General features: G+C 31.2%; 28 protein-coding genes. 3 read left to right on the forward strand and 25 right to left on the reverse strand.

The annotated features are described in order from the left end of the window. Positions 1-388: 388 nt before the first annotated feature. Complete coding sequence (gene purE / locus NMK29_RS01855) at positions 389-874, reverse strand: 5-(carboxyamino)imidazole ribonucleotide mutase (protein WP_108802935.1); 486 nt, start codon at positions 872-874, stop codon at positions 389-391. 71 nt (positions 875-945) lie between these two features. Further along, entirely contained in the window at positions 946-2,103 is a 1,158-nt protein-coding gene (locus NMK29_RS01860; RefSeq protein ID WP_108802936.1) for a 5-(carboxyamino)imidazole ribonucleotide synthase, read from the reverse strand. Between the two features lie 169 nt (positions 2,104-2,272). On the opposite strand from NMK29_RS01860, the gene NMK29_RS01865 reads away from it, so the two are divergent. Both NMK29_RS01865 and obgE read left to right on the forward strand, forming a co-directional pair. Continuing rightward, entirely contained in the window at positions 2,273-3,379 is a 1,107-nt protein-coding gene (locus NMK29_RS01865) for an adenylate kinase (RefSeq protein WP_108802937.1), read from the forward strand. A 96-nt stretch (positions 3,380-3,475) separates the two neighbouring features. Beyond that, entirely contained in the window at positions 3,476-4,474 is a 999-nt protein-coding gene (gene obgE / locus NMK29_RS01870; protein ID WP_108802938.1) for a GTPase ObgE, read from the forward strand. Positions 4,475-4,488: 14 nt separating this feature from the next. On the opposite strand, the gene NMK29_RS01875 is transcribed toward obgE, so the two are convergent. The 5 genes from NMK29_RS01875 to NMK29_RS01895 form a co-directional block, all read right to left on the reverse strand. Further along, positions 4,489-5,916, reverse strand: coding sequence for a polysaccharide lyase (locus NMK29_RS01875; RefSeq protein WP_108802939.1), 1,428 nt, complete (start codon positions 5,914-5,916; stop codon positions 4,489-4,491). Positions 5,917-6,171: 255 nt separating this feature from the next. Then, entirely contained in the window at positions 6,172-6,624 is a 453-nt protein-coding gene (locus tag NMK29_RS01880) for a carboxymuconolactone decarboxylase family protein (protein ID WP_108802940.1), read from the reverse strand. A gap of 76 nt (positions 6,625-6,700) precedes the next feature. Continuing rightward, positions 6,701-7,276: a Crp/Fnr family transcriptional regulator gene (locus tag NMK29_RS01885; RefSeq protein WP_108802941.1), complete on the reverse strand. Its 576-nt coding sequence runs from the start codon at positions 7,274-7,276 to the stop codon at positions 6,701-6,703. A gap of 41 nt (positions 7,277-7,317) precedes the next feature. Continuing rightward, positions 7,318-8,367 (reverse strand): SMP-30/gluconolactonase/LRE family protein, encoded by a 1,050-nt coding sequence (locus NMK29_RS01890; RefSeq protein ID WP_108802942.1) that lies wholly within the window; start codon positions 8,365-8,367, stop codon positions 7,318-7,320. A gap of 15 nt (positions 8,368-8,382) precedes the next feature. Continuing rightward, a complete protein-coding gene (locus tag NMK29_RS01895) occupies positions 8,383-9,831 on the reverse strand; it encodes an amidohydrolase (protein WP_108802943.1) in 1,449 nt (482 codons plus the stop codon). Positions 9,832-10,134: 303 nt separating this feature from the next. On the opposite strand from NMK29_RS01895, the gene NMK29_RS01900 reads away from it, so the two are divergent. After that, a complete protein-coding gene (locus tag NMK29_RS01900) occupies positions 10,135-10,734 on the forward strand; it encodes a fasciclin domain-containing protein (RefSeq protein WP_108802944.1) in 600 nt (199 codons plus the stop codon). Positions 10,735-10,805: 71 nt separating this feature from the next. On the opposite strand, the gene NMK29_RS01905 is transcribed toward NMK29_RS01900, so the two are convergent. The 18 genes from NMK29_RS01905 to NMK29_RS01990 all read right to left on the reverse strand — a co-directional run bounded on the left by NMK29_RS01905 (position 10,806) and on the right by NMK29_RS01990 (position 26,687). Further along, complete coding sequence (locus NMK29_RS01905; protein ID WP_108802945.1) at positions 10,806-11,516, reverse strand: phytanoyl-CoA dioxygenase family protein; 711 nt, start codon at positions 11,514-11,516, stop codon at positions 10,806-10,808. Positions 11,517-11,576: 60 nt separating this feature from the next. Further along, the gene (locus NMK29_RS01910) at positions 11,577-12,512 is read right to left on the reverse strand and encodes a hypothetical protein (RefSeq protein ID WP_159092178.1); all 936 of its coding nucleotides are present in this window, start codon (positions 12,510-12,512) and stop codon (positions 11,577-11,579) included. 556 nt (positions 12,513-13,068) lie between these two features. After that, positions 13,069-14,079: a transglutaminase domain-containing protein gene (locus NMK29_RS01915; protein WP_108802948.1), complete on the reverse strand. Its 1,011-nt coding sequence runs from the start codon at positions 14,077-14,079 to the stop codon at positions 13,069-13,071. Positions 14,080-14,094: 15 nt separating this feature from the next. Then, a complete protein-coding gene (locus NMK29_RS01920) occupies positions 14,095-14,772 on the reverse strand; it encodes a carboxypeptidase-like regulatory domain-containing protein (RefSeq protein ID WP_108802949.1) in 678 nt (225 codons plus the stop codon). A gap of 767 nt (positions 14,773-15,539) precedes the next feature. Continuing rightward, positions 15,540-16,190, reverse strand: coding sequence for a CPBP family intramembrane glutamic endopeptidase (locus tag NMK29_RS01925; protein WP_108802950.1), 651 nt, complete (start codon positions 16,188-16,190; stop codon positions 15,540-15,542). Between the two features lie 115 nt (positions 16,191-16,305). Next, positions 16,306-17,145, reverse strand: a complete 840-nt coding sequence (locus tag NMK29_RS01930) for a LytTR family DNA-binding domain-containing protein (RefSeq protein WP_108802951.1) — start codon at positions 17,143-17,145, stop codon at positions 16,306-16,308. A gap of 102 nt (positions 17,146-17,247) precedes the next feature. After that, positions 17,248-18,252 (reverse strand): hypothetical protein, encoded by a 1,005-nt coding sequence (locus NMK29_RS01935; protein WP_108802952.1) that lies wholly within the window; start codon positions 18,250-18,252, stop codon positions 17,248-17,250. A 283-nt stretch (positions 18,253-18,535) separates the two neighbouring features. After that, positions 18,536-18,895, reverse strand: a complete 360-nt coding sequence (locus NMK29_RS01940) for a nuclear transport factor 2 family protein (protein WP_159092179.1) — start codon at positions 18,893-18,895, stop codon at positions 18,536-18,538. A gap of 168 nt (positions 18,896-19,063) precedes the next feature. Further along, positions 19,064-19,642 (reverse strand): Crp/Fnr family transcriptional regulator, encoded by a 579-nt coding sequence (locus NMK29_RS01945; protein ID WP_108802954.1) that lies wholly within the window; start codon positions 19,640-19,642, stop codon positions 19,064-19,066. Between the two features lie 126 nt (positions 19,643-19,768). Further along, a complete protein-coding gene (locus NMK29_RS01950; RefSeq protein ID WP_108802955.1) occupies positions 19,769-20,080 on the reverse strand; it encodes a hypothetical protein in 312 nt (103 codons plus the stop codon). Positions 20,081-20,254: 174 nt separating this feature from the next. Then, entirely contained in the window at positions 20,255-20,677 is a 423-nt protein-coding gene (locus NMK29_RS01955) for a hypothetical protein (protein WP_108802956.1), read from the reverse strand. Positions 20,678-20,811: 134 nt separating this feature from the next. Further along, on the reverse strand, positions 20,812-20,985 hold the full coding sequence (locus NMK29_RS01960) for a hypothetical protein (protein ID WP_254097127.1): 174 nt from the start codon (positions 20,983-20,985) through the stop codon (positions 20,812-20,814). Between the two features lie 228 nt (positions 20,986-21,213). After that, on the reverse strand, positions 21,214-21,933 hold the full coding sequence (locus NMK29_RS01965; protein WP_108802958.1) for a hypothetical protein: 720 nt from the start codon (positions 21,931-21,933) through the stop codon (positions 21,214-21,216). After that, positions 21,923-22,426: a hypothetical protein gene (locus NMK29_RS01970; protein ID WP_108802959.1), complete on the reverse strand. Its 504-nt coding sequence runs from the start codon at positions 22,424-22,426 to the stop codon at positions 21,923-21,925. Before NMK29_RS01970 ends, NMK29_RS01965 begins: the two co-directional genes overlap by 11 nt. A gap of 213 nt (positions 22,427-22,639) precedes the next feature. Continuing rightward, complete coding sequence (locus NMK29_RS01975) at positions 22,640-23,074, reverse strand: cupin domain-containing protein (protein WP_108802960.1); 435 nt, start codon at positions 23,072-23,074, stop codon at positions 22,640-22,642. Between the two features lie 59 nt (positions 23,075-23,133). Further along, positions 23,134-24,588 (reverse strand): hypothetical protein, encoded by a 1,455-nt coding sequence (locus tag NMK29_RS01980; RefSeq protein ID WP_234424242.1) that lies wholly within the window; start codon positions 24,586-24,588, stop codon positions 23,134-23,136. Positions 24,589-24,693: 105 nt separating this feature from the next. Beyond that, the gene (locus NMK29_RS01985; protein WP_108802961.1) at positions 24,694-25,572 is read right to left on the reverse strand and encodes an AraC family transcriptional regulator; all 879 of its coding nucleotides are present in this window, start codon (positions 25,570-25,572) and stop codon (positions 24,694-24,696) included. 20 nt (positions 25,573-25,592) lie between these two features. After that, a complete protein-coding gene (locus tag NMK29_RS01990; RefSeq protein ID WP_108802962.1) occupies positions 25,593-26,687 on the reverse strand; it encodes a serine hydrolase in 1,095 nt (364 codons plus the stop codon). Positions 26,688-26,820 lie beyond the last annotated feature (133 nt).

Genomic DNA, 26,820 nt, shown 5'->3' on the forward strand with positions numbered 1-26,820 from the left:
TACGCTTTGTGAAGACCAAATATATTGAAAGAGCTACAATTATTGTAGCTCTTTTTTGTTGATTTTTGGTTTACAACCTACTATTTTGATAGAGAATATTGAAAAATGTATGTTTTTTCTAAAAAAAACATGCAATAAACGCACGTTTTATGTGTTTTAACGATATAATATGTAATTTATCGAAAATGTTAATAAGTTTTGACAGATAATTATTGCGTAATTAAAGTAAGGGATTACCTTTGTATCAGGTTTTAAGAGTATGGTCTTACGATGAATTTTTTGTGTAATATATTTAAGTTGGTTAATAAATATTGTTATATTCTATTGTAAGACCTGATATTGGAAAGAGTCGCTGAGGAGCGGCTCTTTTTTTTTGCGATACTCTTTTTTACTTTTTTATCTGTTTTGCTCCTTCGATTACTTTTTGTTTAAGACCTTCTTTATAAACTAAAATTTTATCCAATACACAAGTGTCGGATGCTCCGATAATTTGCGCTGCCAGAATCCCTGCATTCATAGCGCCATCTAAAGCTACAGTTGCTACAGGTACACCTCCAGGCATTTGTAATATAGAAAGAACAGAATCCCAGCCATCAATAGAATTTCTAGATTTTACAGGTACCCCAATAACCGGTAGCGGAGATAAAGAAGCAACCATTCCAGGAAGGTGTGCCGCTCCACCAGCGCCAGCAATAATAACAGAAATACCTCTAGTATGCGCTTTTTTACTATAATCAAATAATTTTTCAGGAGTGCGATGTGCCGATACAATATCCACTTCTACTTCAATATCAAAACCTTGTAGAATTTCGATTGCTTTTTCCATCACTGGCATATCACTTGTGCTTCCCATGATGATTCCTACTTTACTCATGTATCTAATTTTATTATATTTTTTAAAAATTCAATAAGAATATATTATTAAGCTAGAAATAATGAATGGACTTATTCACTAACTACTTTTATGGTTTTCTTTACTTTTTCTGCAATTTCTCGGGCTTCAGCTATATCCTCATTTATGATAGTTACGTGTCCCATTTTTCTAAAAGGACGTGTTTGTTTTTTTCCATAGATATGAGGAGTAACACCTTTCATTTTCATAATAGTATCGATATTTTCATATACAACATTTCCTGTATACCCTTCAGCACCAACAAGGTTCACCATTATTCCGGCAACTTTACTTTCCGTATTCCCTAGTGGTAAATCGAGTATTGCTCGTATATGTTGCTCAAATTGATTGGTATAACTTGCTTCGATACTATAATGGCCACTATTATGAGGCCTTGGAGCTACTTCATTAACTAAAATTTCATCATCTTTTGTCTGAAACATTTCGACAGCTAATAAACCTACGTGCGTAAAAGCTTTAGAAACATTCTCGGCAATTGTTCTTGCCTTTTCAGCTATCTTATCATCTATCCTTGCGGGACAAATAACATATTCTACTTGATTTGCTTCTGGATGAAATTCCATTTCTACTACAGGATACGTTTTAATCTCATCCTGAGGATTGCGTACTACAATTACTGCTAGTTCATTTTTAAAATCAATCAGTTTTTCGGCAATACACTCTGTGTCAGGTAGTTTGGCTATGTCGGCACCTGTTCTAATAATAGAAACTCCTTTTCCGTCATATCCACCTTGCGTACTTTTCCATACAAAAGGTAGTTTTACTTTTCCACTAGTAATACCTTCTGTTAAATGGGCTTTGTTAGAAAACTGGACGAAAGGGGCAGTAGGTATTTCTTGGTTCTTGTAAAATAGTTTTTGCTTCCCTTTATTTTGAATTTTTTCTAATGTTTTAGAATCAGGATATACTTTTTTTCCTTCTCGTTCTAGTCTGGCTAATGCCTTAGTGTTGACCGTTTCGATTTCAAAAGTTAGTACATCTACTTTCTTGCCAAAGTTGTATACAGTATCATAATCCATTAAATCACCTTGTTGAAAGTGATCACATGCAATTCTACAAGGAGCATCGGGGTTGGGGTCCAGAACATAAGTACAGATATCATATTTCCGAGTTTCGTAGAGCATCATTTTGCCCAATTGACCACCACCCAGGATACCTAACTTAAAGTCTGACGAAAAATAGTTTGTCATTTTTTGGAGTATCTTATTTTGCCTTAAGGAACAAAAATAAATTTTTAATAAGTAAAAACCTCAATATTGTACGGCAAATGCAGTAGATATCTATTATAAGTGTTGTTTGTAATCACTATCTTTGCGCCTTTGAAAACGAAACGGTTACTGTGATAATCTTACAAAGACAATGATTACACTACATGATTTACAGTTTACGCCATTTATTGCAGAGGATAAAATAACCAAAGCAATAGATAAAATATCCGATAAACTTAATAGAGATTTATCTGATAAGAAACCTCTTTTTATAGGGGTTCTTAATGGTGCATTTATGTTCGTGTCTGAAGTACTGAAAAGATTTGATTACGATTGCGAAGTAAGTTTTGTGAAATTAGCGTCTTATGAAGGAACAGAAACTACTTCTTCTGTTCAAGAACTTATTGGATTAAAGGAAGATGTAACGGATAGAACAATTATAATTCTTGAGGATATTGTAGATACCGGAAATACTGTTGTAGAATTATTAAAAATGTTTAAGGATAAAGGATGTAAAGAGGTAAGAATTGCCACTTTATTTTTTAAACCTGAAGCATATACTAAAAAATATACGATAGATTACATAGGGATTGAGATCCCAAATAGATTTATTGTAGGATACGGACTAGATTATGATGGTTTAGGTCGTAATCTTACAGAAGTTTACCAATTAAAACAAAACAACATGACAAATTTAGTGTTATTCGGACCTCCAGGAGCAGGAAAAGGAACACAAGCTGAAGTTTTAAAAGAAAAGTATGATCTAGTACATATTTCTACAGGAGATGTGTTTAGGTATAATATAAAAAATGCTACAGAATTAGGGACATTAGCAAAATCATATATTGATAAAGGACAATTAGTGCCAGATGAAGTGACAATTAATATGTTGAATGCTGAGGTAGATAAAAATCCAGATGCTAAAGGTTTCATTTTTGATGGGTTTCCTAGAACAGAAGCTCAGGCAGAATCATTAGCAGAGTTACTATCTTCTAAAGGAGCAGAAGTTAGTGCAATGGTTGCTTTAGAGGTAGATGACGAGGTGTTAGTTAATCGTTTATTAGAAAGAGGAAAAACATCCGGTCGTCCTGATGATGCTGATGAAGGTGTAATCAGAAATCGTATTAAAGTATATTATAACGAAACAGCTATACTAAAGAATTACTACCAAAAACAAGATAAGTATTTTGGAGTTGATGGAGTAGGTGGTATCAGTGAAATTACTGATCGATTAAGTAGTGTTATAGATAAATTATAGATTTATTATTGCAGAGTAGTAAATCTCTGTTTTTAGTAAAAGGTTTCAAATTCAAAAGGTTTTGATCTATTGGTTAGAACAATTAGGTAGCGTATTATGACAGAAGGAAATTTTGTAGATTATGTAAAGTTACATGTTACTTCCGGAAATGGGGGTAAAGGATCTGTGCATTTACATAGAGAGAAATATATTACCAAAGGTGGTCCCGATGGAGGAGATGGTGGACGTGGAGGTCATGTTATCATAAAAGCGAATCCAAATATGTGGACGCTTTATCATCTAAAATTTAAAAGACATTTTAGAGCGGAACATGGAGGACACGGAAGTAAAAACAGGAGTAGTGGTGCTGATGGAGGTGATGTATATGTAGATGTCCCTTTAGGAACTGTGATCCGCGATACAGAAACCCAAGAAATTTTACACGAAATTACAGAAGAAGGACAGGAAATTGTCATCGCTGAAGGTGGAATGGGTGGTCGTGGAAACTGGCATTTTAAAAATTCGGTGAATCAAACTCCTAGATATGCGCAACCGGGTATAGAAGGACAACAATTTGATATCACATTAGAGTTAAAAATATTAGCGGATGTAGGTTTAGTAGGTTTTCCGAATGCCGGAAAATCTACTTTGCTTTCTGTTATTACATCGGCAAAACCTAAGATTGCGGATTATGAATTTACCACACTCAAACCAAATTTAGGAATTGTAGAGTATAGAGATTTTCAAACATTTGTCATGGCTGATATTCCTGGGATCATCGAAGGAGCAGCTGAAGGTAAAGGAATTGGTCATCGATTTTTGAGGCATATAGAACGGAACTCTACATTATTGTTTTTAGTTCCTGCAGATGCTCCGGATATTAAAGAACAATATGAAATCCTATTGGATGAATTAAGAAGGTATAATCCGGACTTATTAGACAAAGAACGATTAATTGCTATCTCTAAATGCGATATGTTGGATGATGAGTTAAGAACGGAACTAAAATCAGAGCTAGATGCCCAATTAGATGTTCCGTATTTATTTATTTCTTCTGTTGCTCAACAAGGTTTGCAAGAGCTTAAAGATAGACTTTGGCAAATGCTAAATACTTAATTTATCTCTAAAATTTACTTCAACACTAGTTTTAAAGTGAGATCAGAGATTTCTGTTTTTAGAAAATATATACCTTTTGGGTATCCAGTAAGATCAACCGTTTTGCCAATACCCTTCGTTATTTCTTTTCCCAAAAGGTCATAAATAATCCAATTCGTCTTTTTAGGAAGATTATAGGATCCCGAGCTAGGATTAGGGAAAACTTTAATATTAAGTAGATTACTTTGATCTTCTACAGACAAAGAATTTGTATAGAAATCCCATTCGTTAATTCTTTGTTCAGATACTCTAAATTCGTCAAACCACACATAATAGTCATTATCCTTTGGTGCGTAATCATCTATGTCAGACCCTCCTAAAAAAGTAGAAATTAATATGTGATTGATGGTTATGTTTTCTCTGTTTTCTTCTGGGTTTCTGTAGTAATTAAAATAGTCAGATCCGACAAAATCATAGTTTATACCGTCTACCCATCCTTCAAAAAGACCATCGTTACCATTTGGAGAACTTTCCAATACATAATGCAGTTCTATATTATGCCACCCTTGCATTCTAAGATAATTTTCATATTCAAAAGAACAAATGTCAGAACCGTCCACTACGCGATTTCCCCAAAACCGCAGTTCATTTTCATCTTCATTAGTTGCATTGTCCGCAGGTTCCTGTTCACCTGGTAATTCCATATAGAATTGAATTGCCCCACCTTTTCTAAACATTATGCGACCTTTCCATCTATTATTATCTCTTTCTCCATCAGGAGTATTCGGATCGGATCCACCAAGACTTGGCAGTTTACCTCCACAAAGGTTAAAGTCAAAATCATCACTGAATTTTATCCAATACGATAAATATAGATCCGAAGACTCGTAGTAATTATCTTTAAAGGTGTTCATTAGTGGTATTCTGGTATCAATACCCGAATTACCTGTTTTTAGTAATCCTTTCGGATATTTAACCTTTAAAGAAACTCCACCTGGGTCAATACTATTTTCATAGTCAATGGAGGCTCTATCTTGTGTGTCGTCTTTTTGACCATTTATAGTTTGGCCATCATAAAAACCAATTCCATTAGAGGTCGGAAAATCTTTTTTAAGTTCATCTTCCGTATAGGTGTCACCAATTCTTATATGATCAAAGCTAATGTGGTATTCATCATTTTCTAAAAGAGGATCTGGTGCAAGAACAATATTTCTTTGGGATGTAAATTTTAAAGTTTCATATTTTAACGCACCAATCCTAAGTTGCGTACTAGTATTACCTGTTGTTAAATCAAAAACTCCATTTTCATCTGTTTTGGTATAGTTGCTCACGTTATTTGCATCGCAGACTAATGCGTTTTCGATTGGATTACCCGATTGATCTTTAACAGTGCCTGAAACCTGTGCTTCTATGGTTGCAGTACATAGTAGTAATAATAGTAAATAAATTAAGTTGATTTTCATTTGGTTAAGTTTTCGGAATAATAATTCCTAAAACAATCGTAATAAATTGTTTTAGGAATTATTATTCTGTGTAATTTGGTGTTTGGTTAATTGTCAAATTTAAATGAAAAACAAATTTCTTGTTAATTTAGTATAAAGATTCTACGAAAATCTACTTAAAATTTGTGAGGTATTTTATAATATAGCTATGAAAACGTAATCACTTGAAAAAAGTTTGATATAAATGGTTTTCATAAGAAAATAACTAACCTTTTTTTATTCTTGTGATGGTGTAGGGGTTAGCAATGTAGCAACTCCAATTCTATTCCAAGCATTGATTCCACATATCGCCATAATGATATCAATTACTTTTTCTTCTCCAAGTGTATTGATCGCTTTTTGATATAAGGTCTCTGATAATCCATTATTAGAAATAAGGGTAATTTCTTCAGTCATTTCTAAAATGATTTGCTCTTCGGATTTAAAAAATGGAGAATCTCGCCATACAGGTAACGCGTGGATACGATATTGTTTTTCTCCTTTTTCAATAGCTTCTCTTATGTGCATTTGTATACAATAAGCACAACCATTGATTTGAGAAGCTCTTATTTCGATCAATAAAAATTCTAGGTCTGTTAAGGTGCTTTTTTTGCAATTGTTATGTAAATCAAACAATGGTTGGTATGCACTTGGTTTAATCTTACTGATATCTATTCTGTCTGTTTTCATAAGTATGTTGTTATTTGTTTAATGCAAAATTCAACATATGAAATGATGAAAAACTTAATCTAGATTAAGAAACGTATTAAGAACTCTTTTTTGCTCTTATTTTACTTAAAAATTCTGGAGTGAATCCTAAATAAGAAGCTAACATGTACTGCGGAACTCGCTGTACAAACTCTGGGTTATATTTATAAAATGTATTGTATAATTCTTCTCCAGATAGGTTGAACATATATTGTATTCTTTTTTGATCAGCTATTCTAACTCGTTCTTGAACAATTCTGAAATATTTATTGATCTCCAAGGAGTTTTGTAATATGCTATTTAGGTTAGACCTGCTGATTTTTAGGATTGTAGCATCTTCGGTAGCTTGGATATTAAGTTGTGTTTGAGTTTTATTGATGAAACTATCAAAATCCGTTAGCCACCAATCTTCTATACCAAAATTTACTGTTTTTTCTACTCCTTTTTTGTTGATGAAAAATGATCTAAAGCAGCCTTTTGCAATAAAATGGTTGTAATTACAGTGATGTCCCTCTTTTAAAATAAACTGCTTAGGAGCAATATTTTCAATTTCGATAAGGTTTAAGAAATTAGTTATTTCTTTTTCTGACGGATGTACGAATCTCAGGATATGATTTTTTAAAGATGCTGTCATTGTAATGAATAAAGAAATAAACCTATTGTTTAATGGGGGATCTATTTTTTTGCTTTTAAAATTAGAAAATGGTCGTCCATAACATTTCCGGTAATGATTAGATTTTTATAAGGTGCAGCTACGGTGGATCCAGACATTCCCGTTCCGTCATCTGTATATTGTTGTTCAATAGTATAGTCATTCTTTCCGTTGTAAGTGATTTTTATAATTTCTGAAGGAGAGGTTTCTTTTTCACCTTTAGCATAAGATCCAAAACGTAGTAGATTAGGATGCGCTCCTATCCACAGATTTCCTTCAGAATCAATCTCAATATTATCCACTCCTGTATTACAGGGAATATCTTCTATGAATTCTAGCGAACCATCATCATTTTTAGTATAAACTTTAACCAAAAAGGCTCTTGGAGATGCTACATACAATAAGTTACGTTTACGGTCAAAATTAATTCCGTTGGCATAGGCAATTCCGTTTGCAACTTCTATATAATTTTCTCCATCATAGTACAAAACATTAGAAATAGAAAGCCCAAGATACTCCTCTAATACTTTGCCAAATCCATCCGTATATTTATGATCATTTGTAACATAGAACCGGTTTTCATCAATAAGAACTAGATCGTTTGGACTAACTAGAGAAGAATGTTTAAGAGTTTTTTTGTGAATCAGAGTTTTATCCTGCATCGAAAAAACTTCTATAGCATGGCCTTTTGGAGTATGATTAATAGCCATAATTGTATAGGTGCTATCTTTTTTAATCATCGATATACCGTGCGGAGCAAAAGATTTATCAAAAGAAGAGGTGAGATTAGTTACATCAAAATCATTGTCTTTGAGATTCATAAAATATAAAGCTCCCTTTTCTTCCTTAATAGGAGGATAGATTTCTCTATTGGTAGAGGAAATTAGTGCAAAGCCTTCTAATGCATGTACCGTAATATCCTCGGCACCTTTGATAGAAACTTCTTTTAAAACCGTTCCATTAAAATTGTTTTCTATAGTCCTAAAAAAGCCAGTTGATATTAATATATGCGCTACAAAGATTATTAATATTAGTAAAAGAGATAGTGCGATTCTTTTTATCAAAAGTTTCATAGGCTACTAGTCATATTATTTTTTACTGTTACTTGGTACTGGAGGAGGGCCTTCGGGAATAATAGCTTCATAGACTTCATCTCCTTTACGTTCTTTGTATTCTGCTTTTACCTTTTCTAATACTTCTGGGTTTTCATAAAGATCTGTCATGGTCATTGCCATGGCCTTGGATGCATAAAGCATTCCTTTATGACCAATACTCATTCCGCCACAAGCTACTACAGCCCATGAATGCCAAGGAGTGTCTTTTGGGGCGGTTGTAACTCCTAGATTGATATTAGGAACATTCCAGCTTACATCTCCTACATCAGTAGAACCTCCTCCTGGATGTTCTTTAGTCTCTTCAAGAGGGTTAATGGCACTATCCATTCCTACTTGTTCTTTTTTAGTAACCTCTTGAATCTTTTTTCCAAAAGCAATTTCATCACCAGTATAAGTAATAGGCCCAAGAAGTTCTAAATTATTTTGCATTAATTTCCCGCCTTCACGATTTACTAATACTTCATAAATACCTGATATTAAAGAAATTTTGTAGTCTACATTTGCCATAATTGCTGCACCTTCTGCCATTTTTTTTACACGTTCATATACAGGCATCATTCCAGAACGCTTCGTATCACGAACTCGCATCCATAACCTAGAATAATCAGGAACGACATTAACTACTTGTCCTCCATCCTGGATATGATAGTGCATACGAACTGTAGGTTTTACGTGCTCTCTATAATAGTTAATTCCAGTAGTATAAATTTCTAAGGCATCAGAAGCACTTCTACCATTCCATGGATCTGCAGATGCGTGGGCAGCTTGCCCAAAAAATTCAATTTTAAAATCTACTAGCGCTAATGAACTTTGTACATCTGCTTTAGTAGATGCAGAGGGGTGCCAGCTAATATTGGCATCTACATCATTCCATAATCCTTCTCTCACCATCCATATCTTTCCAAAGTATTTTTCTTCACTTGGCGTACCAAAAAATTTCACAGTTCCTTTAATTTTTCCACTTTCTATTAATTCCTTTACAGCAATAGCTGCACCAAGACTTCCTGCTCCAAAAAGGTTATGCCCGCAACCATGTCCTCCAGCTCCTTCTTTAAGTGGAGATTTGGTGGGTTGCGCTTTTTGTGAGATACCTGGTAATGCATCAAATTCTCCTAATACACTTATTACAGGTTTTCCTGATCCATAAGTGGCAACAAAAGCCGTAGGCATTCCAGCTACTCCACGTTCTACGGTAAATCCTTGCTTTTCGGCATAATCGGATAGTAGCTTGGAAGATTGATTTTCTTCGAAAGCGGTTTCTGCTAATGCCCAGATCTCATCACTTATTTTAATAAGCTCTTCTTGATGTTTTTCTATAGATTTTATAATAGCCTTTTTGTTGTCAGGTAGTTTTTTCTGACTATAAATCGGAATGAATAATATGGAGCACAAGAGAAGACTTAAAAAGTTGTTTGGTTTCATAATAGCCTGAATTAAATGAGTTTGCTTAAGATGATTATGCTAAAAATAACATTTTTTAAGTTGATAGTACATTTTAGCATATAGTTATTGGTATTCATTTTAATTAGAAAATATGGTTTTTATGCTAATTACGGTACAACCACATAGAGATGAAAACGCATACTAATTAGCTTCTTACGAATACTCATTTGTTAACATTTGTTAACGTTAATTACAATAGTTTTAACCCGTTATCAAGTAATACTTTGATTATAAAATTGTTATCAATAACTAATAATTACTCCATTAAAATCAATTTAGAACATGAAGATTAAAAGTCTATTTAACGTTTTTTCACTTATCTTAATTATCACATTTGTATCCTGTGAAGGACTTGTAGTTAAGAAAGAATCTAAATCCTTAGATGATGATAAGTTAATTGCGCAGGCAGATATTCCTACTGTAGAAACGAATACTTCAACAATTAAGGAATTAATATCTTATGATATTGCATTTGAAGAATTGAATAAAATAGTACAGTCTTCTGAATATGCCACGAAATTTAACGGAACTAAATCATATACTGTTTTTGCTCCATTAAATGGTGCTTTTAAAAAATTGCCTGAAGGAATAATAGAAAAACTTATCGAAGAAAAAAATGAAGAAAAGCTTTCTGCGATTATGAATTGTCACATCATTTCTGGAACAATAAATGAACAAGATATCATTAAAGCTATTAATGATGGTGGTGGAAGCGTAAAATTAAGAACTCTTGGAGGGACTAGGTTGATAGCGAGTAGAAAAAGAGGGAAGATTTATTTAATAGATAAAAATGGTAATGCTGGTAGGTTAATGAAAACTGATATAGAGGCTTCTAACGGTATGATTCATACATTAGAAACCGTAATGTTACCAAAAAAATAGGAAGAGCATAATTTCAATGTGTTTGTTTAAAACCGGAAAACCTCACAAGAGATAGAGTTGTGAGGTTTTTTTTATATGTCAATTTTAGCTTTTTCTGCCCATTCTATATCTTTTGCTAACTGTTTATTGCTAAATTCTAAATGAATAACTCTTCTTCTTTGATTGTTTGTTGTACGATTAGAACTATGTAACAATAGCGGTTGCATAAGCATAACTCCTCCTCTTGGAACATCACAGATTATTGCTTTTTCAATTTTCCAGTCAATTGTTTCTGGCCTATAAATTCCTTTAGTGTGAGATTTAGGAATCACTTTTAATGCACCGTTGCTTTTGTTCGTATCATCTAAGTGTATTCGGATTGTATATATGTTTTCCAATATCTCTAAAGGTGGCTGTACTCCATATTGTTCTTTCTTTACTGTCCAATTGGTGTATCCATCAACTATAGTTTTCTTATTTACAGAAACTGATAGATCTTGATGATATGAGACAAACCAATTAGAAGAAGGTGGTTTATCGAAATATATAGATTTTACAAGGAAATAATTCTTGCCAAAATAGTCTTCAATTAATTGTTTAAGATTATTGTTAAGTACACTGTTTTTAATTTCTGGAACTTCTTTTAGGAATTTCCGAATTGCAAATAGGTCTTTCGTTTTTCTAAAATTTGTATTGTAAGATTGTAAAGTATCTAGTACTTTGATTAGCTGATTGATTTCCTGATTTGAATATATATCTGGAATGGTTGTAAAACCTTGTTTTCGTAGTTTCGTTTTGTGCATTACTATATATGTGTCATATCAACTACCAATTTATTCTAAATTGTTTTAGTAGTTGTTTTTTTATGAAGCATCACTAAATGGTACTTCGGATAATGAATTTTTAATAAGATAGATAGTATTGTTTCTGAAATCAAAAACCGTATTAAACCTTTTTAGTAATTCATTTCCTAAAATGTGAGTTTTGATTCCTGCTGGATTTTCTCTGTTTAAAAGTTGTGTCGGTAATTTATGTATGTGTTGTCCAGCAATCTTTAGAGTAGGAATCTCAACCACTTTGGTTATGAATATATCTCCAGCACCATTTCTTAACTTATTGGTTTTAATAAGATTTAAATCCTTAGGAAATGATTGTTCACTTAATATAATACTATCTAAGAGTAAGGCTTTTTGATATCCTGTATCGAATAAAAAACGACTGTTATACTTTTTGTTTCTGACGTTAATTTCACCGTTAAGACATAATATAGTTTTTACAACTTCGAGTTTCGTTTTTGTGTATCCTTTTAAATCTGGTAATTCATTATGTACGGTTAAAAGATTTTTATCGTAATCTAAGGATATTATTTTGCCTTTAAACAGATCCCAACCAAAACGGCCATCGGTTCCTTGACCAGAGTGTTTTACAGGATATACTTCTAGATTATCCCATACTAATTCTCCTATTTGCAACGAAGCTGGAGTTCTGAGCTTTACATAGTTTTGTGTTGGAGTTATTTCTTTTTTGTGATCCAATAAATTTGTTTTTTCTTTTATGGCTTCGTGAGTAAGTAAAAGACCTGTCGTCCCCGAATCAAATTTTAGAAATAATGTATCTCTATCGTTTAGGACCGTTTTTATTTTGATATTATTGTATGGAGTTAATTCAAATGAGATTTGTATATTTTTAGTATCTACAGTTTCCGAAGTCTCCTTTTCCGGGTTTTTACAACCATAGAGTATCATGATCAGACTAGTGAATAATAGCAATGATATGGGGGTAGTCTTTTTAGGTTTCATAGAATTGTGTAATGATATTCTTCTTTTTATTTCTCTAAAAAATAAGACAGGATATCTTGGTTTAAGATCTAGCAACTGTTAGTTCCAAATTTATCAATACAAATATGATTAATATTTCTGTGATAAAATAAAGTAACCCTATCATAGTTAAATGTTCGTAGAAGTAACATATATATCCAATAGTAATAAAACAATATACAAGATTAGCAAAAGCTATTATTCTTAGTAAAATATTCCAATTAACAGGTCTTAATAAATAACAAGTTATAGAATATATCGAAAAAATAACAGCAAAGATGGATAAAAAATAGAGTCCTTTTTTAGGCATTCCAATATACTCCTGAAACCTTGTTAATACCACAGCTAAAAAAAATAGAGTAACCAGCGCTCCCAATCCATCAATTAGAAAAAGTCGTTTAGGTTTTTTTCTTAAGTATTCGATGAATGAAGAGGTTTTAAGGGTCACGTTTTTTTATTCTTTTTATTAAGATTTAAGGATTTTTTCAGTAATAAAAGATACTAAATTTTGAGAGAACTTAACCTGTAGATTAGATACCTAACTTTTAGTAACATTAATAGTATATGTTGCTACAATATCACCATTGATTTTTAAATGTGTATCATAAACCCCTTTGTTTTTAAATGTATGTTTAAACGACTGAATATCATCATTTTTTTCTTTGTTGTGGATTTCTAATGTTCTTTCTTCAATACCTACATAGTAGATTAATTCAATGTTTTTATCTAAAACAATTTTATTTGATTTAAAACTAAATGTAATCTCTTGATCTTTAGTTATAGATAAATCCATATTTTGTGGATAGATAGGAGTGATCTTATTTTCAAATGTTTCTCCATAAACTAATGGCGCATTTACAAAACTAACCGCTGTTATGTTTTCATTCAATAACCATTTTTGTTTTATAGGGAAATGATTTTTTCCAAATAGTAGAGGATCTGTTAAAAAATAACCATCATTATATGCTCTTACAAAAGCGTTATATTCATTTAAATAACCACTAGACCAAGTAGCATCGCATAAATACCATTTGTTATTTAGTAGAACAGCATTCCAAGAATGGTTTGCCATTTCTAATGTTTTGATGTTAGATTCCACAGATCTACCATATCCATCCACAATTTCTGCAGTTATATTGGATAAATGACATAATTCTTTAATTAAATACGCATATCCTGTGCACATCGTTTTTTTGCGTTTTAGTAATTTTTTAAAAGCAGTTTTTTTATATTCATGGTTCCACCTCATAAATGAAATAGAATCTTGTTTTAGTTTCTTTCTTTTTTTATTCACTTTAGTAAACTGCGCATTATCACCTTTTATATTTTGACAAATCCACATATAGATAGCTCTAAATTTTTCAACGTCTGTAGGCAGTGAACTAGTAAGCTCATGTGCCAATAGTGGCAGATTCTCTAGAGAAGCTCCTTTGTTTAGTTTAGCAATATTATCTGCTCTAGTGAAATCAATATGTTTAAAGTCCGAGATTTGAGCATTCAAGTAATTACCCAAAAAAATGAATAAAAAAAGATAGAGACTAGTTTTCATAACAATGTAATTTTATTAATTTCTTTTTGAGCTATATACTTTTTTTACTGCTACTTTACCCATTAATACACAACCATCCATTTTTAAATTTACTTTTAGGGCAACATCATTTGCAGATTTTTGATCTCTTATCATTACCTTTTTAGAGGTAAATCCTATATAGCTAAATACTAAGACATCTCCTTTTTTAAGTGCTATTGGAAATTCGAAATTCCCATCAAAGTCAGTAGATGTACCTATGTTTGTTCCTTGTAAAACAATATTGGCGCCGGGTAAAGGAACTCCATTTTCGGAAACGATACCTTTTACAGTAATGTTGTTTTGAGTACTAGCAGCCTGAAGTTCTGAAGGATTATTATCAGAGATTCTTGTTTCATTTTTTAGATCTTGTCCTTGTGTTTTAGTAAATGAAAACAAGGTTAAGAAAGCAAATGCGATACCACTTATGTAACTAATACTTTTTCTCTTTGTGTTATAGTTGTATGTTTTTAGTTGACTACTATTAAATCTACCACAAGTATTTTTTGTAGCATTATTTTTAAAATAATTTATGATTTCTTTAGAAGTCATCTTAGAGAAATCGATGACTTCTCTGGTGCAAGAATTACAGAATCCACCTCTTTTTGTCGAGGAAAAGTCGTTGAAATTTTCAGTACATGGAGTTTTGATGTTTAAGCTAAATTGATTCTTCATAGTATTGTTCTTTATAGTTAATACTTCAAACCTAGGGTATCAATAACTTTTATGAAACGTAGAATTAGTGAAAGTATCTTTATAGTAGCTAAAGTGCTTGTTTTGGTTAGGGAGTATTGTATTGACGATATATGTGATAGGACAAAAGAATAGATATAGACTTCTTTTATAATCTAGATCAATTGCTAATGTAGATCACTATTATCTAGGTAGTTTTTTGTTTTTGATTGATATACTAAAGTTGATAAAGAATATTATTAAGGTGAAAATGCAGAATGCTATTATTAAGAAATAATTAGTGTGTAAAAAAGTATGTAAAGTATAAAGTAATAATATTCCGATCAATTGAAGGGAAGAGAATAGATAATGTGTTTTAGCTTTAATTAATGCAAGTATTCCGTAACCAAGTAATAATAATAACCAGATAACGGGATAGGTTATAAATAACCAATAATTGGGATCCCAACCCCAACCAAGAGTTCTATTATATCCTATTGGGATTCCTTCAAAATAAATTATCGTTATTAAAATAATAACGATAATTAAAAACATTCTTTTTTGGACTAAATCCTTCAATCTTGTTTTATTTTGCTTGCTTTTATTACAATAAATTGTAGGCAGATAATAAACGATACGTTTCGGATAGGGACTTAGCCAAATATAAATATTTTATACTTATGATTTTCGTAAATGCCTACAACAGGACTGCAGTTTTAAAAATATAAGATAAGACATCGTTATACATAGTCTTTATCAGTATTTAATTATTAAAGCCACCCATAATACATATAGACTAATGCAACGGTATCTATAAATCCGTGAACAGCAATATTGAACCATAAATCGCTTTTACGGATATGAAAAATAACAGCCAAAAGCATGCCTGTAATACCTGATAAAATCTGTCCGCTTATTCCTTGATATGCATGTATCCACCCAAAGACAAATCCAAATAGTAGGATGTTAATGACAAGACTAATCTTACTTGATCCAAAAAACTTAGTAAATTGTCTCATTAGGTACCCTCTAAATACAATTTCTTCACCGAACGCTGCCGAAGCCCAAATAAGAGCAAGTAAACTTAGTGAAGCAGGTAAGTTTCCTTTATAGGGTTCGAATACAGAAAAATCTATAGGTTGCCCTGTTAGATAGGTAACGATTGGCATCATTACATAACCATAAAATAGGAAGATGCCTATACCCAAAAGCGGTGCTACGATTAACAGACTCTTTATATTTAAATTTTTACGTTGAAAACCTAAAGAGCTAAAAAGTTCTTTCTTGTATTCTATAGCACTAGCTATTATTAATAACAAAGCGGCTATAATTATGTAAAAATATCCTGATAGATATAAAATATAACAAAGAACTATTGCGATTACTGGTGTTAATTTTGTTGTGAAAAAGCTTTTATTCATTTTTTTATCGTTTTTAATTTTAAACGAAGTAATAACGATAAAGCAATATAAACAGTGATTTACAGCTCGTTTTTACTGAATGGTATCAAAATAATAGCTGAATAATCATTACATTTTATACCTTATTCTTAAACCAGTTCATAAATTCTTGTTTTTTATATCTACTGATATTTATTTGAAAAGCTTTTTCATCAGAAATTGTGGGTTTGAGTAAGACCGATAACTTACCGTTTTCTATAGATTTTATTTGTTCAACAGAACGAGTATGAAGTATGGTTTGTCTATTGGCTCTATAAAAACTTTGTTTGTTAACTTCATTTTCAACTTCGTTAAGGGTAAAATCCGTAATAACAGAGGTGCCATCAGTTTTTGTTACATACACTATTTTGTTTTCACTATATATAAATGCAATTTCAGAATACTTAACCAAGGTGGTTTTACCTCCTTGTTGTACTTTAAGAACACCTTTTATGGTGGTAAGCTTGTGAAGGTTGTAAATATCGGTGGAAAATAAAAGGGCAATTCCTAGAGTGCATATTAGTAGAGAGAGTGAAAGTCCTGTTAGTAAATGATAAATACTGTATGATTCAATTCCATTAATCAAACCGTTTAAACCAAAATAAAAGAAGAAGTATAGTATAGTAATATACCCTAAAGTTGAAAATAAGAATCGTAAAAGTAGTTGTATACTAATGTTTTTAGTGAAGTATTTCTTTTTAAAATATATAAAATTAAAGCGAGCGATAAGAATCATTAGACCTCCACCAATAATAGAAACCACTATTGGAAATAAAGGAAATTCATAATCTTTATTAAATGGAAAATGTTTTGGTTCAAAAAGATGGTTTAATACAATAGAAATTACAGAAAGTATAACACCATTTCTAACCCAGAAATTTGAAAAATTAATGTTTTTTGTAAAAAAAACAACTATTGTTTTTATGAAAGATTTCAATCTGTCGTTCTGATTTTTAAAGCTTATGTATAACGTGTCGACTATGGTTGATACGGAGGTTAAAATTACTGAATTTCCTATTAAGCATTTAGACAAAACTTTTTATTTTGTTTTGTTAGTCCATTCAATGAATTTAGTAAACTGTTTACTCCAATGTGATGTTTGTTCTTTTTCTATTTTCTCTTTATAAGAATGGTCGCAACCAATACAAACTTCAAAAGTTAAATTCTCTTTCCTATTTTCTATGAATTTAATAGGAAGCAAATAAGCAGTTTCAATAGGTGTACTTTCATCTTCAGTTCCAAAAAGGGCATATATTGGAATGTTTAATTGAGTTAAATAATCAATAGGGGCTTTTTCATAAGTGGACCAACGTTTGTTTGTGAATCCAAAATGATCAATTTTGGTAGAGGTTGGATTTTTTACAACTGATTTATACCATTCTAAAATATTTATTATGTTTTGATGAGCTTCCTCATCAGAGAGTTTATCTTTTAATGATTCAATTCTATTGAAAAGAGAAAACTCATAAAAGTTATTTAAAACGTTTCCTGACCAAAAACCTAAATGAGTTATTTTTTCATTTATTGTAGCTAAAGCAGCACCAATTGCTGCACCTTCTGAATGACCGTAAACAATAATTTTATTTGGTTTAGTAAGATGATTTTCAAAAATATGGTTAATTGATAGATCGATCTGTTTTATTCTATAATCAAGATAGTTTTTTTCGTAATAGCTTTCTGGAATAATAATCTCACCGTCTTTATAAAGTCCGTCCATTCCTGGCTTTGGAATAATAGCATATGTATAAGTAGAATCTAAACTTTTATAGTCATCTCCAAACCAACGGGAATATGTAGTTTTATTTGAAGTTATAGAATACGAGAAAATAGGATTTGCATCTGTACCTTGGATAAAGACCACTAAATTGCTTGGTTTTGTTGTAGGATTTTTTAGATAATACGTTATGGTGTCTTTATCATAAATTAATTGCTCTTCAATGAAGTCATATTTTTTTAGTGCCTCGGAGATAGTTGGAGGATTATTTTTTTGAGCTAAACAAATAGAGAAAATGAAAGTAAATGAAGCTGCGAAGAATATTTTCATTGATTCTAGTTTTCTATATGACGTTTTTAAAGTTAAAATGTTACCCAATTTGTTTCATAATAACTGTCAACGGTTTTGTTTAAGAATAGTAGGGCGGAAACAGATGTTATCAATTCGGCGAGATATAAATCGTTTTTTGTTTTACAATTTATAGCTTTTAAAAGCTAAAGCAAAAAATAGCGACATAGCAAAAGAGCGATTCATTTTGTACAAGGAATTAATCGCCCTATTATTTTTATACATTGTTATCTATAGCTCCTTTCTTGCGGTTCAATTATACAACCTATTTCTTTTGCACGGCCATATTAGCTATAATCTGCCATCTGTTTTCCATATTTTGAACAAGTAAGAATGTTACAAGTTGACCACCTTTTTCTGCTTTAAGTTCTGCTCTAACTGTTGCTGAATGTTGGGTAATATTGATGCTATTATAAATTACTTCATATTTCGTCCCGCCGATAACTTTTTTTGTAATTAATGCGATATAACCAGCTGACGGAATTATGGAAGTTTTGTCTGGTGTTGGATACTTGTTAGCAATAACTCTAAACTCTTGGTGTAGGACGTCATTATACATTTCTATATTTCGTTCTTCGCCAGCTTTTATAAAAGCTTTTATCACTTGTTTGATTTCTTTTTCCATTTTCATTGAGTTGTTTGATGTTTGAGATTTACAGATGGTAGAACATAGCGATATGATAGTCAATAGTAATACAGATAATTTTTTCATAATATTCAGTTTTCTAATTATGAAGCAAAATTATTTACTGAATGTTTACTACTGCGTGACTAAAATCACAAAATGAAAATTCTATTTTCTTGCCCGAATTCTGCTTAAGGTTTCTCGCGCTAAACCCAAGTAAGAGGCTAAATAGGTAAGAGGTACCTCTCTTAGAAGTTTGGGTCTTTTGTTTTCTACATACTCGTACCGTTCTTCTGGTTTTAGAGATTGAAGAACGTATGATATTTCATTTTGACCATTTAAAATATGTTCTAAAAGTCTGCGACCCAATCGCTCAAAAGAAATAGATTTTTCATAAAGTTCGAGTAGTTTTATTCTACTTAAATGATATGATTTTGTTTCTGTTAGTGCAATTAAATTCTTTGTCGATGGGGATTGTGTGGTAAGGCTTTTTAGTTCATTAGCAAATTCATTCTCCAAAAAGAAGTTTTGATACATATCTTTTCCGTCAATAAGCTCATAAAGTCCAACTGCTCCGGAAATGATAAAATAAATTCCATGATTATAATTTCCAGATTTAAGTAGAAAATCTTTTTTTGTGAACTCATTGTATTCACAAACTTTAAGAAACTCCGAAAATTCCGCATCGCTCAACTCATTAAATTTATTCAATGTTTGTCGAAGAGAGATTTTATTTTCGGTGTGCATAAAAATTGTTTAGTGCTCAATCAACAATAATAGCTATACTAAGAATACTTATTTGTGATTTTGATCACAATCTATAATGTAACGCCAGAAATTAGACTTAACGTTATAAGTATTTGTCGTAGTCTTTTATTTTTTCTTATTTAATACTTCGTTATATTTTTTTGTGTCAGAAGAATATGAAATCAGATCACCATATATACCGTCAATATATAGCTTTCCACAATTTGTGCATTCCCATAAGGTTTTGAATATGTTTTGTCTTCTTAACTGCATACAAGCTTCTTCTTTTTCTTTTTTAGATTCTCCAGATTTTTCAATTGCAGCATCAATATTATCCCAAAAATCAAACCATTGAGTATCAGAAATCAAATAACCTTTATTTTTAAGATAATCTGTTTGATCAATAATTATATTTTCACAAGAGCACTTTATCTTCATTTTGTTTATTTCGGTTCTCTGATTGGCTAAACGGTTTGTGTATGTTTAGTTCATTTGGTTTAGCTACTAATTTAATAAATAAAACTGGCGATAATTGTTTTGCAAGTGATTTTAGCAGTGGAAACCCGGAGCAATGAACAACTTGCTCATTATTAGCAACTGGATTCGATTCATTTATTTTTCCATAACGGGATAGATATTAGGTTTAGTAATGACAATAAATAGATATCCAATTAATAGACCAATAACAGAAAAAATAATATCATTTATATCATAAACATTATTGCCTCCAAGATTATGTATCTTCATTTCCTGAGTTATAACATAAACTCCTCCAATTATTGGAACAATAGCATATAAAAGATTTCTTTTGATTCGCCTTTTTTCATTCAATACTCGTAGATTTAGGTAAAGGCCTATTCCAGTTAAAATAAGAACTCCGATTACTGCCTCGAAAAAGTTTGGCAATGAAAGCAATGTATTTTTTACCCATTCTGGTGAATTATTCTTTAATATAGAGGGTCTTATTAGTTTGAAAAACACAAACAAAGCGATCAGCGCAAACTGAATTCTTGCTAATTTTAATATATCTCTCATTTTAGCTTGTTGCTAACGTTAAATATATGTGTCTTAACATGACAAAATGTTACCTAACCATTGATAAATCTATACTGATTTTATAACCTTTTTATCTTCTGAACACAATCAAAATATTCCAATTTTGTAATTGGTTAAATCAAATTATATACGATTATAGGAGCAGAAAATACTAATAATCCAATTATTCCATTCATATATGAATCATCTTTTAAAAATTCTTTGAATGTTTTTTTAGATTTCCAGAATCTCGAAATAAACCATCTAAAACTTGCTCCGGGATAGGAGAATATCAAGATAATTATCATTTCAAAAATGGCTTCCATAATGTGCTGTAACGGACTTGTGTATGGAACGTAGTGTGCAAAAAGACACTAACTTTTCGGATTAACACAGAGCCGAATTTTTATATTTTGTTTTTAATTTTTCTCTTTTTAAAAGCCAAATTAAAAATTTGGCGTACTTTCTAAATATAAACTAACCTTTCGGTTTAGCACTTATTAGCTATGTTTTATACACGTTGTTGGCAGTAGTTTTTACGAGAAAGGTTTGTAAACATTTAATATTAAAATTTCAATATGTGCAGCCACTTTATTTTCTCCAATTTTCAATGTAGATGGGTGTCCACAAGAATTTCTTAATTTTAAACAACTTTCTAGTTCGTTTTTAGTGTTTTTTCCAATTATTCCAATTCCCTCAACTACCTGAAGAAAGTCATATTCTTTCATTCTTGTAAGACCATCTATATTACTTGCCGTTTTCCATTTTGGCAACCTTCTTTTTGCTTCAGTATTAAAATCTGAAAGCTCGTTTTTTACTATGAATTCGTAAATTGTAGAAATTGCTCCAATCCAAGAAAACACAACTGCCGATTTTAAAAGTTTATACTCTAACGAAATAATTGCTTCGTTAATGAAATCTTGAACATATTGTGATTTAATTTTTTTGGCTTGTTCAGATAAATTTTTATGATGGATTATTATAGGCGATTTACCAATGATTTTTAGTTCTTCGAGATGTTTTTTTCCTTTTGATGTTAAAGTCCATCCATCTTTCAGTTTTGATGCATAACCTTTAAGTGAAGAAAGAACCATTGAGATATTCCATTTTTCTATTTCTCGTAATCCATTAGCTTTTCCTAGTTCTTTAATTTCTTTGACTGCTTTTGGTGAAGCATCATTAAAATTAAGTAAAATTAGGGTTTTGGTTTTTCTATCAAATTCACCACTTAATAAGTCATTTAAATCAACCAGCATTTAATGTCGCATTAAGTGATTTTTTCAGAGACGCAGAAAGAGCATAAGTGTCTTTTTTTCTTTCGATTATTTTGTGACTACCTGTCAAAGTTTTTAGAGAAACAGATAAATTTTTTCCGTGAGAACTTTTGTAATAATTTGACGCCTTTTTCATTTCAGTTAATATTTCTTTGCGATGGAAAGTATCTTTTCCTTGGACAAAAACTAAATGAGCACTTGCAGCTATTGTTACATCTGTTCCAGTTTTTGCATTTAATTTTGCTGCAATTGAATTAGTTGACATTTGAATAGTTGAACCATTATTTGTTGTTTCAACTTCTGTTACTGAATTACTTTCTTGTTCTGGAATTTGAGGCTCAATATCATCTGGAATTGAACTTTTAAGACTTATGATTTTATCTATTAAATCAGGTAAATCTTTTTTTAAGTAATTTTCGTTCCCTTCATATTCAATTTCAATAGTTCCAATCTTAATCTTAATTTTATGTTCCATATTGTTATTTTTTAAATTACTGCCAACATGCGTGTATAGGTATTGCATATAGTATCGTTTGTAATTACTTGTAAGCGTTTACAAACGTATTATATCTCGTTAACTTTACAGGCATTTTTGTTTTATGGATCTAAAAATAATGTAAAATTCCCCACAAAACAAAACCACATATGAATTCATATGTGGTCTAGGTGCATTGTTATGTAGTATTTCTTACTCCTCATAAATATCAAATTCTGCGGATATGGCTTTCATAAGTTCAGCATCTTCAAAATCACTATCAGACATCTTAGATAGCTTTTCTAAGTATAAATCAAATTGACCATTTTTAAATATTGTAAGCATTTTTCCTCCTTCTTGACAACTTGCAGCGTGCCATATATAAGGAGGTACAGTGATCGTATCTCCTGGTTTTGCAATGATTGTTTCATCATCAAAAATTAATTCTACTTCTCCCTCTAGTATATAAAATACTTCGGTCATAATTTTATGATGATGTCTGGCCAGATAGAATCCTGGTTTTAAGGTATCTTCTACAAAACATAACTCTCCCTGTGTTTTATCAGAAGAAAGCTTAATAAAGCAATGATCCTGAGAGTAATTATAATTATCGCCTTTTCCGTTTCTTATAATTTCTTTTTCTTTCATTTTTATTGTTTTAATATGATTGCATTTGTTATGGGTATTTAAGTTTTAAGAATTTTGATCTAGAATTTTCCATTCTCATTCTTCCATTCTGATTTAGGCGGAATTGTTGTAATTACATCCCAATGTTCTACGATCAACCTATTTTCTAATCTAAATAAATCATAAAATGCAGTAGGATCACCTTTACCAAATTTTCCTTCGCTTACAGCTAGTACAAAGTTTCCTTCACCCACTACCATATGTAATTTTTGATATTCCATAACCAATCCATTCTTAGCAAAATACTTCATAGCTTCTCCAAAACCTTCTAGTCCATCTGCAACAGCAGGATTATGTTGTATATATTCTTTGGGATTAATATAATTAGTGATCTTATCCATTTCACCATTTAGCAGTACTTTTTCAATAAAATCTTTTACTTTGGTTTTGTTCGCTTCGGTTTTATCTAAGTCTTTAATTTTAGTAGCGCCGTCAAATTGTGTATGTCCGCTTGGGTTAGGTTTTTGTACCGCTAATAGGTTATCCCAATGTTCTACAATGAGACCATCTTCAAACTTAAAAACATCAAATCCTGCCTTTGGACCAAAGAAGTCATATTCTGTATGCGTAAATACGTAGTCTCCGTCTTCAAAAGCTCGTATAATATTTGCTTTAAATCCACTTTCTGGCGCGTTTTTCATGACTTCGCCAAAACCTGCCAACCCGTTTCCAACATCTAAGTTGTGTTGAATGTACTTTTGTGGATTTATATATGAAATAGGAGTTTGATCACCGGTATTAAAACTATTTAATAATGCTATTACTTTTTCTTTTTTGGTTACATACGCTGATAAGAACTCATAACGTCCCATAAACATACTAGATTGGTCCATTTTGGACATAAAATCCTTTGCTGTTGAATTAGCCATAAAACCATCTAAAGATGCATCTGATGCTTCTTTTGTTGTCCAATAAATAGCAACTGCTTGCTTACCTTTTTCATTGATGCCTGTAAGTCGTTGTAAAAATCCATCTCTTTTTCCTGTAAAATCGGTTTCTACTTTCTGATTAAGTTGATTAAATTTTTCTACATCTGTATCATGCTTTAGGTCAAATGTCATAACCTCTACGAACTTACTTTTATCTGCATTGAAGGTTTTATCCATTGCATAACGTTCCATTTTCATAGTAGAGCCGTTTATCATTTGTGCATAATCTGCAACAGATGTATCACTCATAAACTTGCTCATTGATGCTGTGGCATTTGCTGTGTTTGTCCAATAAACGATTACTACGTATGTTCCGTTTTTATCAATGGCACTTTGTCTTTTGATAAAACCAGGTTGCTTACTGGTGAAATCTTTTTCTACCTGTGCATCTCTCTTTTTAAAATCTAATGGATCGACATCTCCTTTAATTTCGAAGGTGGTTACTTCCATAATAGTTTTTGCTTCTGTAGCTGCTTTTTTAGTTTCGGCACAATGACTTAGAAATAGAGTCATTAAAACTAGGGTAAGTTTAATTGTGTGTTTCATTTTACAGTGTTTGATAATAATATGAATTGTATTATCAAAATTACTTCAGTATAGAAAAAATAGAGTGGTAGATATTATCCTAAATAGTGTCAAAATAGGAAAATGTTATTGATGTGATTTTCTAAAGACCTCTGGAGAGCTTTTTACGTATTTTTTGAAATATTTAAAAAAATTAGCTGGATCATCAAAACCTGCGGTGTAGGCTATTTCTTTAATTGATGCATTGGTGCCAATAAGTAATCTTTTTATTTGCGTAATGGCGATTTCATCAATGAAGTTTTTGGCCGGTTTATTAACTATTGCTTGTACAATATTGTTCAGTGTTTTAGTAGAACAGCCCATGTTTTGAGCATAAAACATTACTTTTTTATTGGTAAAACAATTCTTTTCTACCATTTCTTGAAGTGATAAGAATTCGGTTAAATATTTTTTCTTGTTTGGTAATTGTCCATGGTTAAACTTGATACGGAATAATTTGGTTATTAGTATATGTAAAGTACTACGAGTAATACTAATAGAGTACTCATCTTTTAATTTATACTCTGATACTATTTGCCCGATTAAAGAGTAGAAATTAGAAAAAACATTTTCTTCGATATCTAATTCAATTTTAGGAAAGCTTATTAATTCATTAAACAATTGAAACGATTTTAAAGCTTCTAATTTGTTGATATGACTCACTATAAATTCTTCTGTAAAGATCAGTAGATATCCTTTTACGTTAGGGCTTTTTGAGAATTTTTGAATTTGATCTTTTCGAACTAATAAAACAGAACCTTTTTGGTATTTGTAATCTACAAAATCAATAGTATGATACCCATTTCCTTCAATAATAAAAATTATGATGTAGAATTTGACAATGTGATTTTTGCAAATATCATGATCTAACTTTCTATTCAGTAGTTCTTCAAGCTGGACTACTTCAAAGTAAGATTTAGGATTTGTCTTATTGTCGAATTTTACATGTTTAATTTTTTCTTTCACTTAATTACAATGCTTATTTATTAGTATTCTTTTTCAAAATAATCCCAAAGTTCATTTCCCAATTTTTCTCCAAACATAGAATTAGTAAATATTACATATCCCCATTTTTTTTCGACATCCATCAAATACCAACAAGTAAATCCGTCATTGGATCCGCCATGAAAGTAAGTGTTGTTATAAGGTGAATCTACTGTAATAAACCCTAGACTATAATATACATTTAATCCAGAGGATAAGGTTGTTACTTTTGAATGATGTTTAAATAATTCTTTATAACTAGTTTCGGATAAGATTTTCTTATTCATAACACCAATCATCCATTTAGAAAAATCAACAGCTTCGGAACGAATAGATGAAGAAGAAACGAATATGCCTTTATCTTTTTTATACCAATACTCACTTTTCCAATCGATCCAATTCTCATCTTTATCATAGGGTTCTGCTTTGTGTTGCAATGCATACTCATCTTCAATGAAAGTAGTATGTTCTAATCCTAGAGGTTTTGCTATTTCTTTCTGGAAATAAGTTTCTAAACCATTCCAATCAGTTCCTAAGATATGTTTTAACACCATTGCTAAATATTGATACCCTTCTCCAGAATATTCGTAATCTGTATCAGGATCAAATTTGATTGTAAGTTTTTTGCCATCTTCATTCTCTCTCCAATTAGGAAATCCAGATCTATGACTCAAGATCATTCTAGCGGTTATTTTTTTATAACGTTCATCATATGCAATATCTTCGTAAGGTAGATATTTATACAGGGGTTTATCCAGATCTAGTTTTCCTTCTTCGACAAACTTCATTACAAATGTTGAAAAAACGGATTTAGACATAGAGGCTCCTTCAAAAATTGTTTTGGTTGTAACTGGTAGTTTTTTTTCGAGATTGGCGTACCCTAGTGTTTTATGATAAACAACGTTACTATTATTTATTACCGCTATGGAAAGTCCAGGAATATGTAAAGAATCCATACGTGTCTTAAGGAACGTATTAATGGAATCAGACGAAATGTCAAAACCTTTTAGGTTTTTGATGTTGTCTTGTGAGTAACAGTTAATTAATGAGGTGATTAATAGTAGTAAGATGGATTGTTTTAGAGAATCTTTTTTCATTGGTTTTAAGTTTCGCGAACTATACTGGATAAGATTTTTTTAGATGTAAGTGTTACAAATTGTCTTTTAGATGATCTTTAATGTAAAGATACGCCTTTTGCGATCTAAAATGTATGTGTAATTATAACGGCTT

Origin of the sequence: Aquimarina sp. Aq107 (assembly GCF_943733665.1) — a bacterium.
Taxonomy (GTDB): Bacteria; Bacteroidota; Bacteroidia; order Flavobacteriales; family Flavobacteriaceae; genus Aquimarina.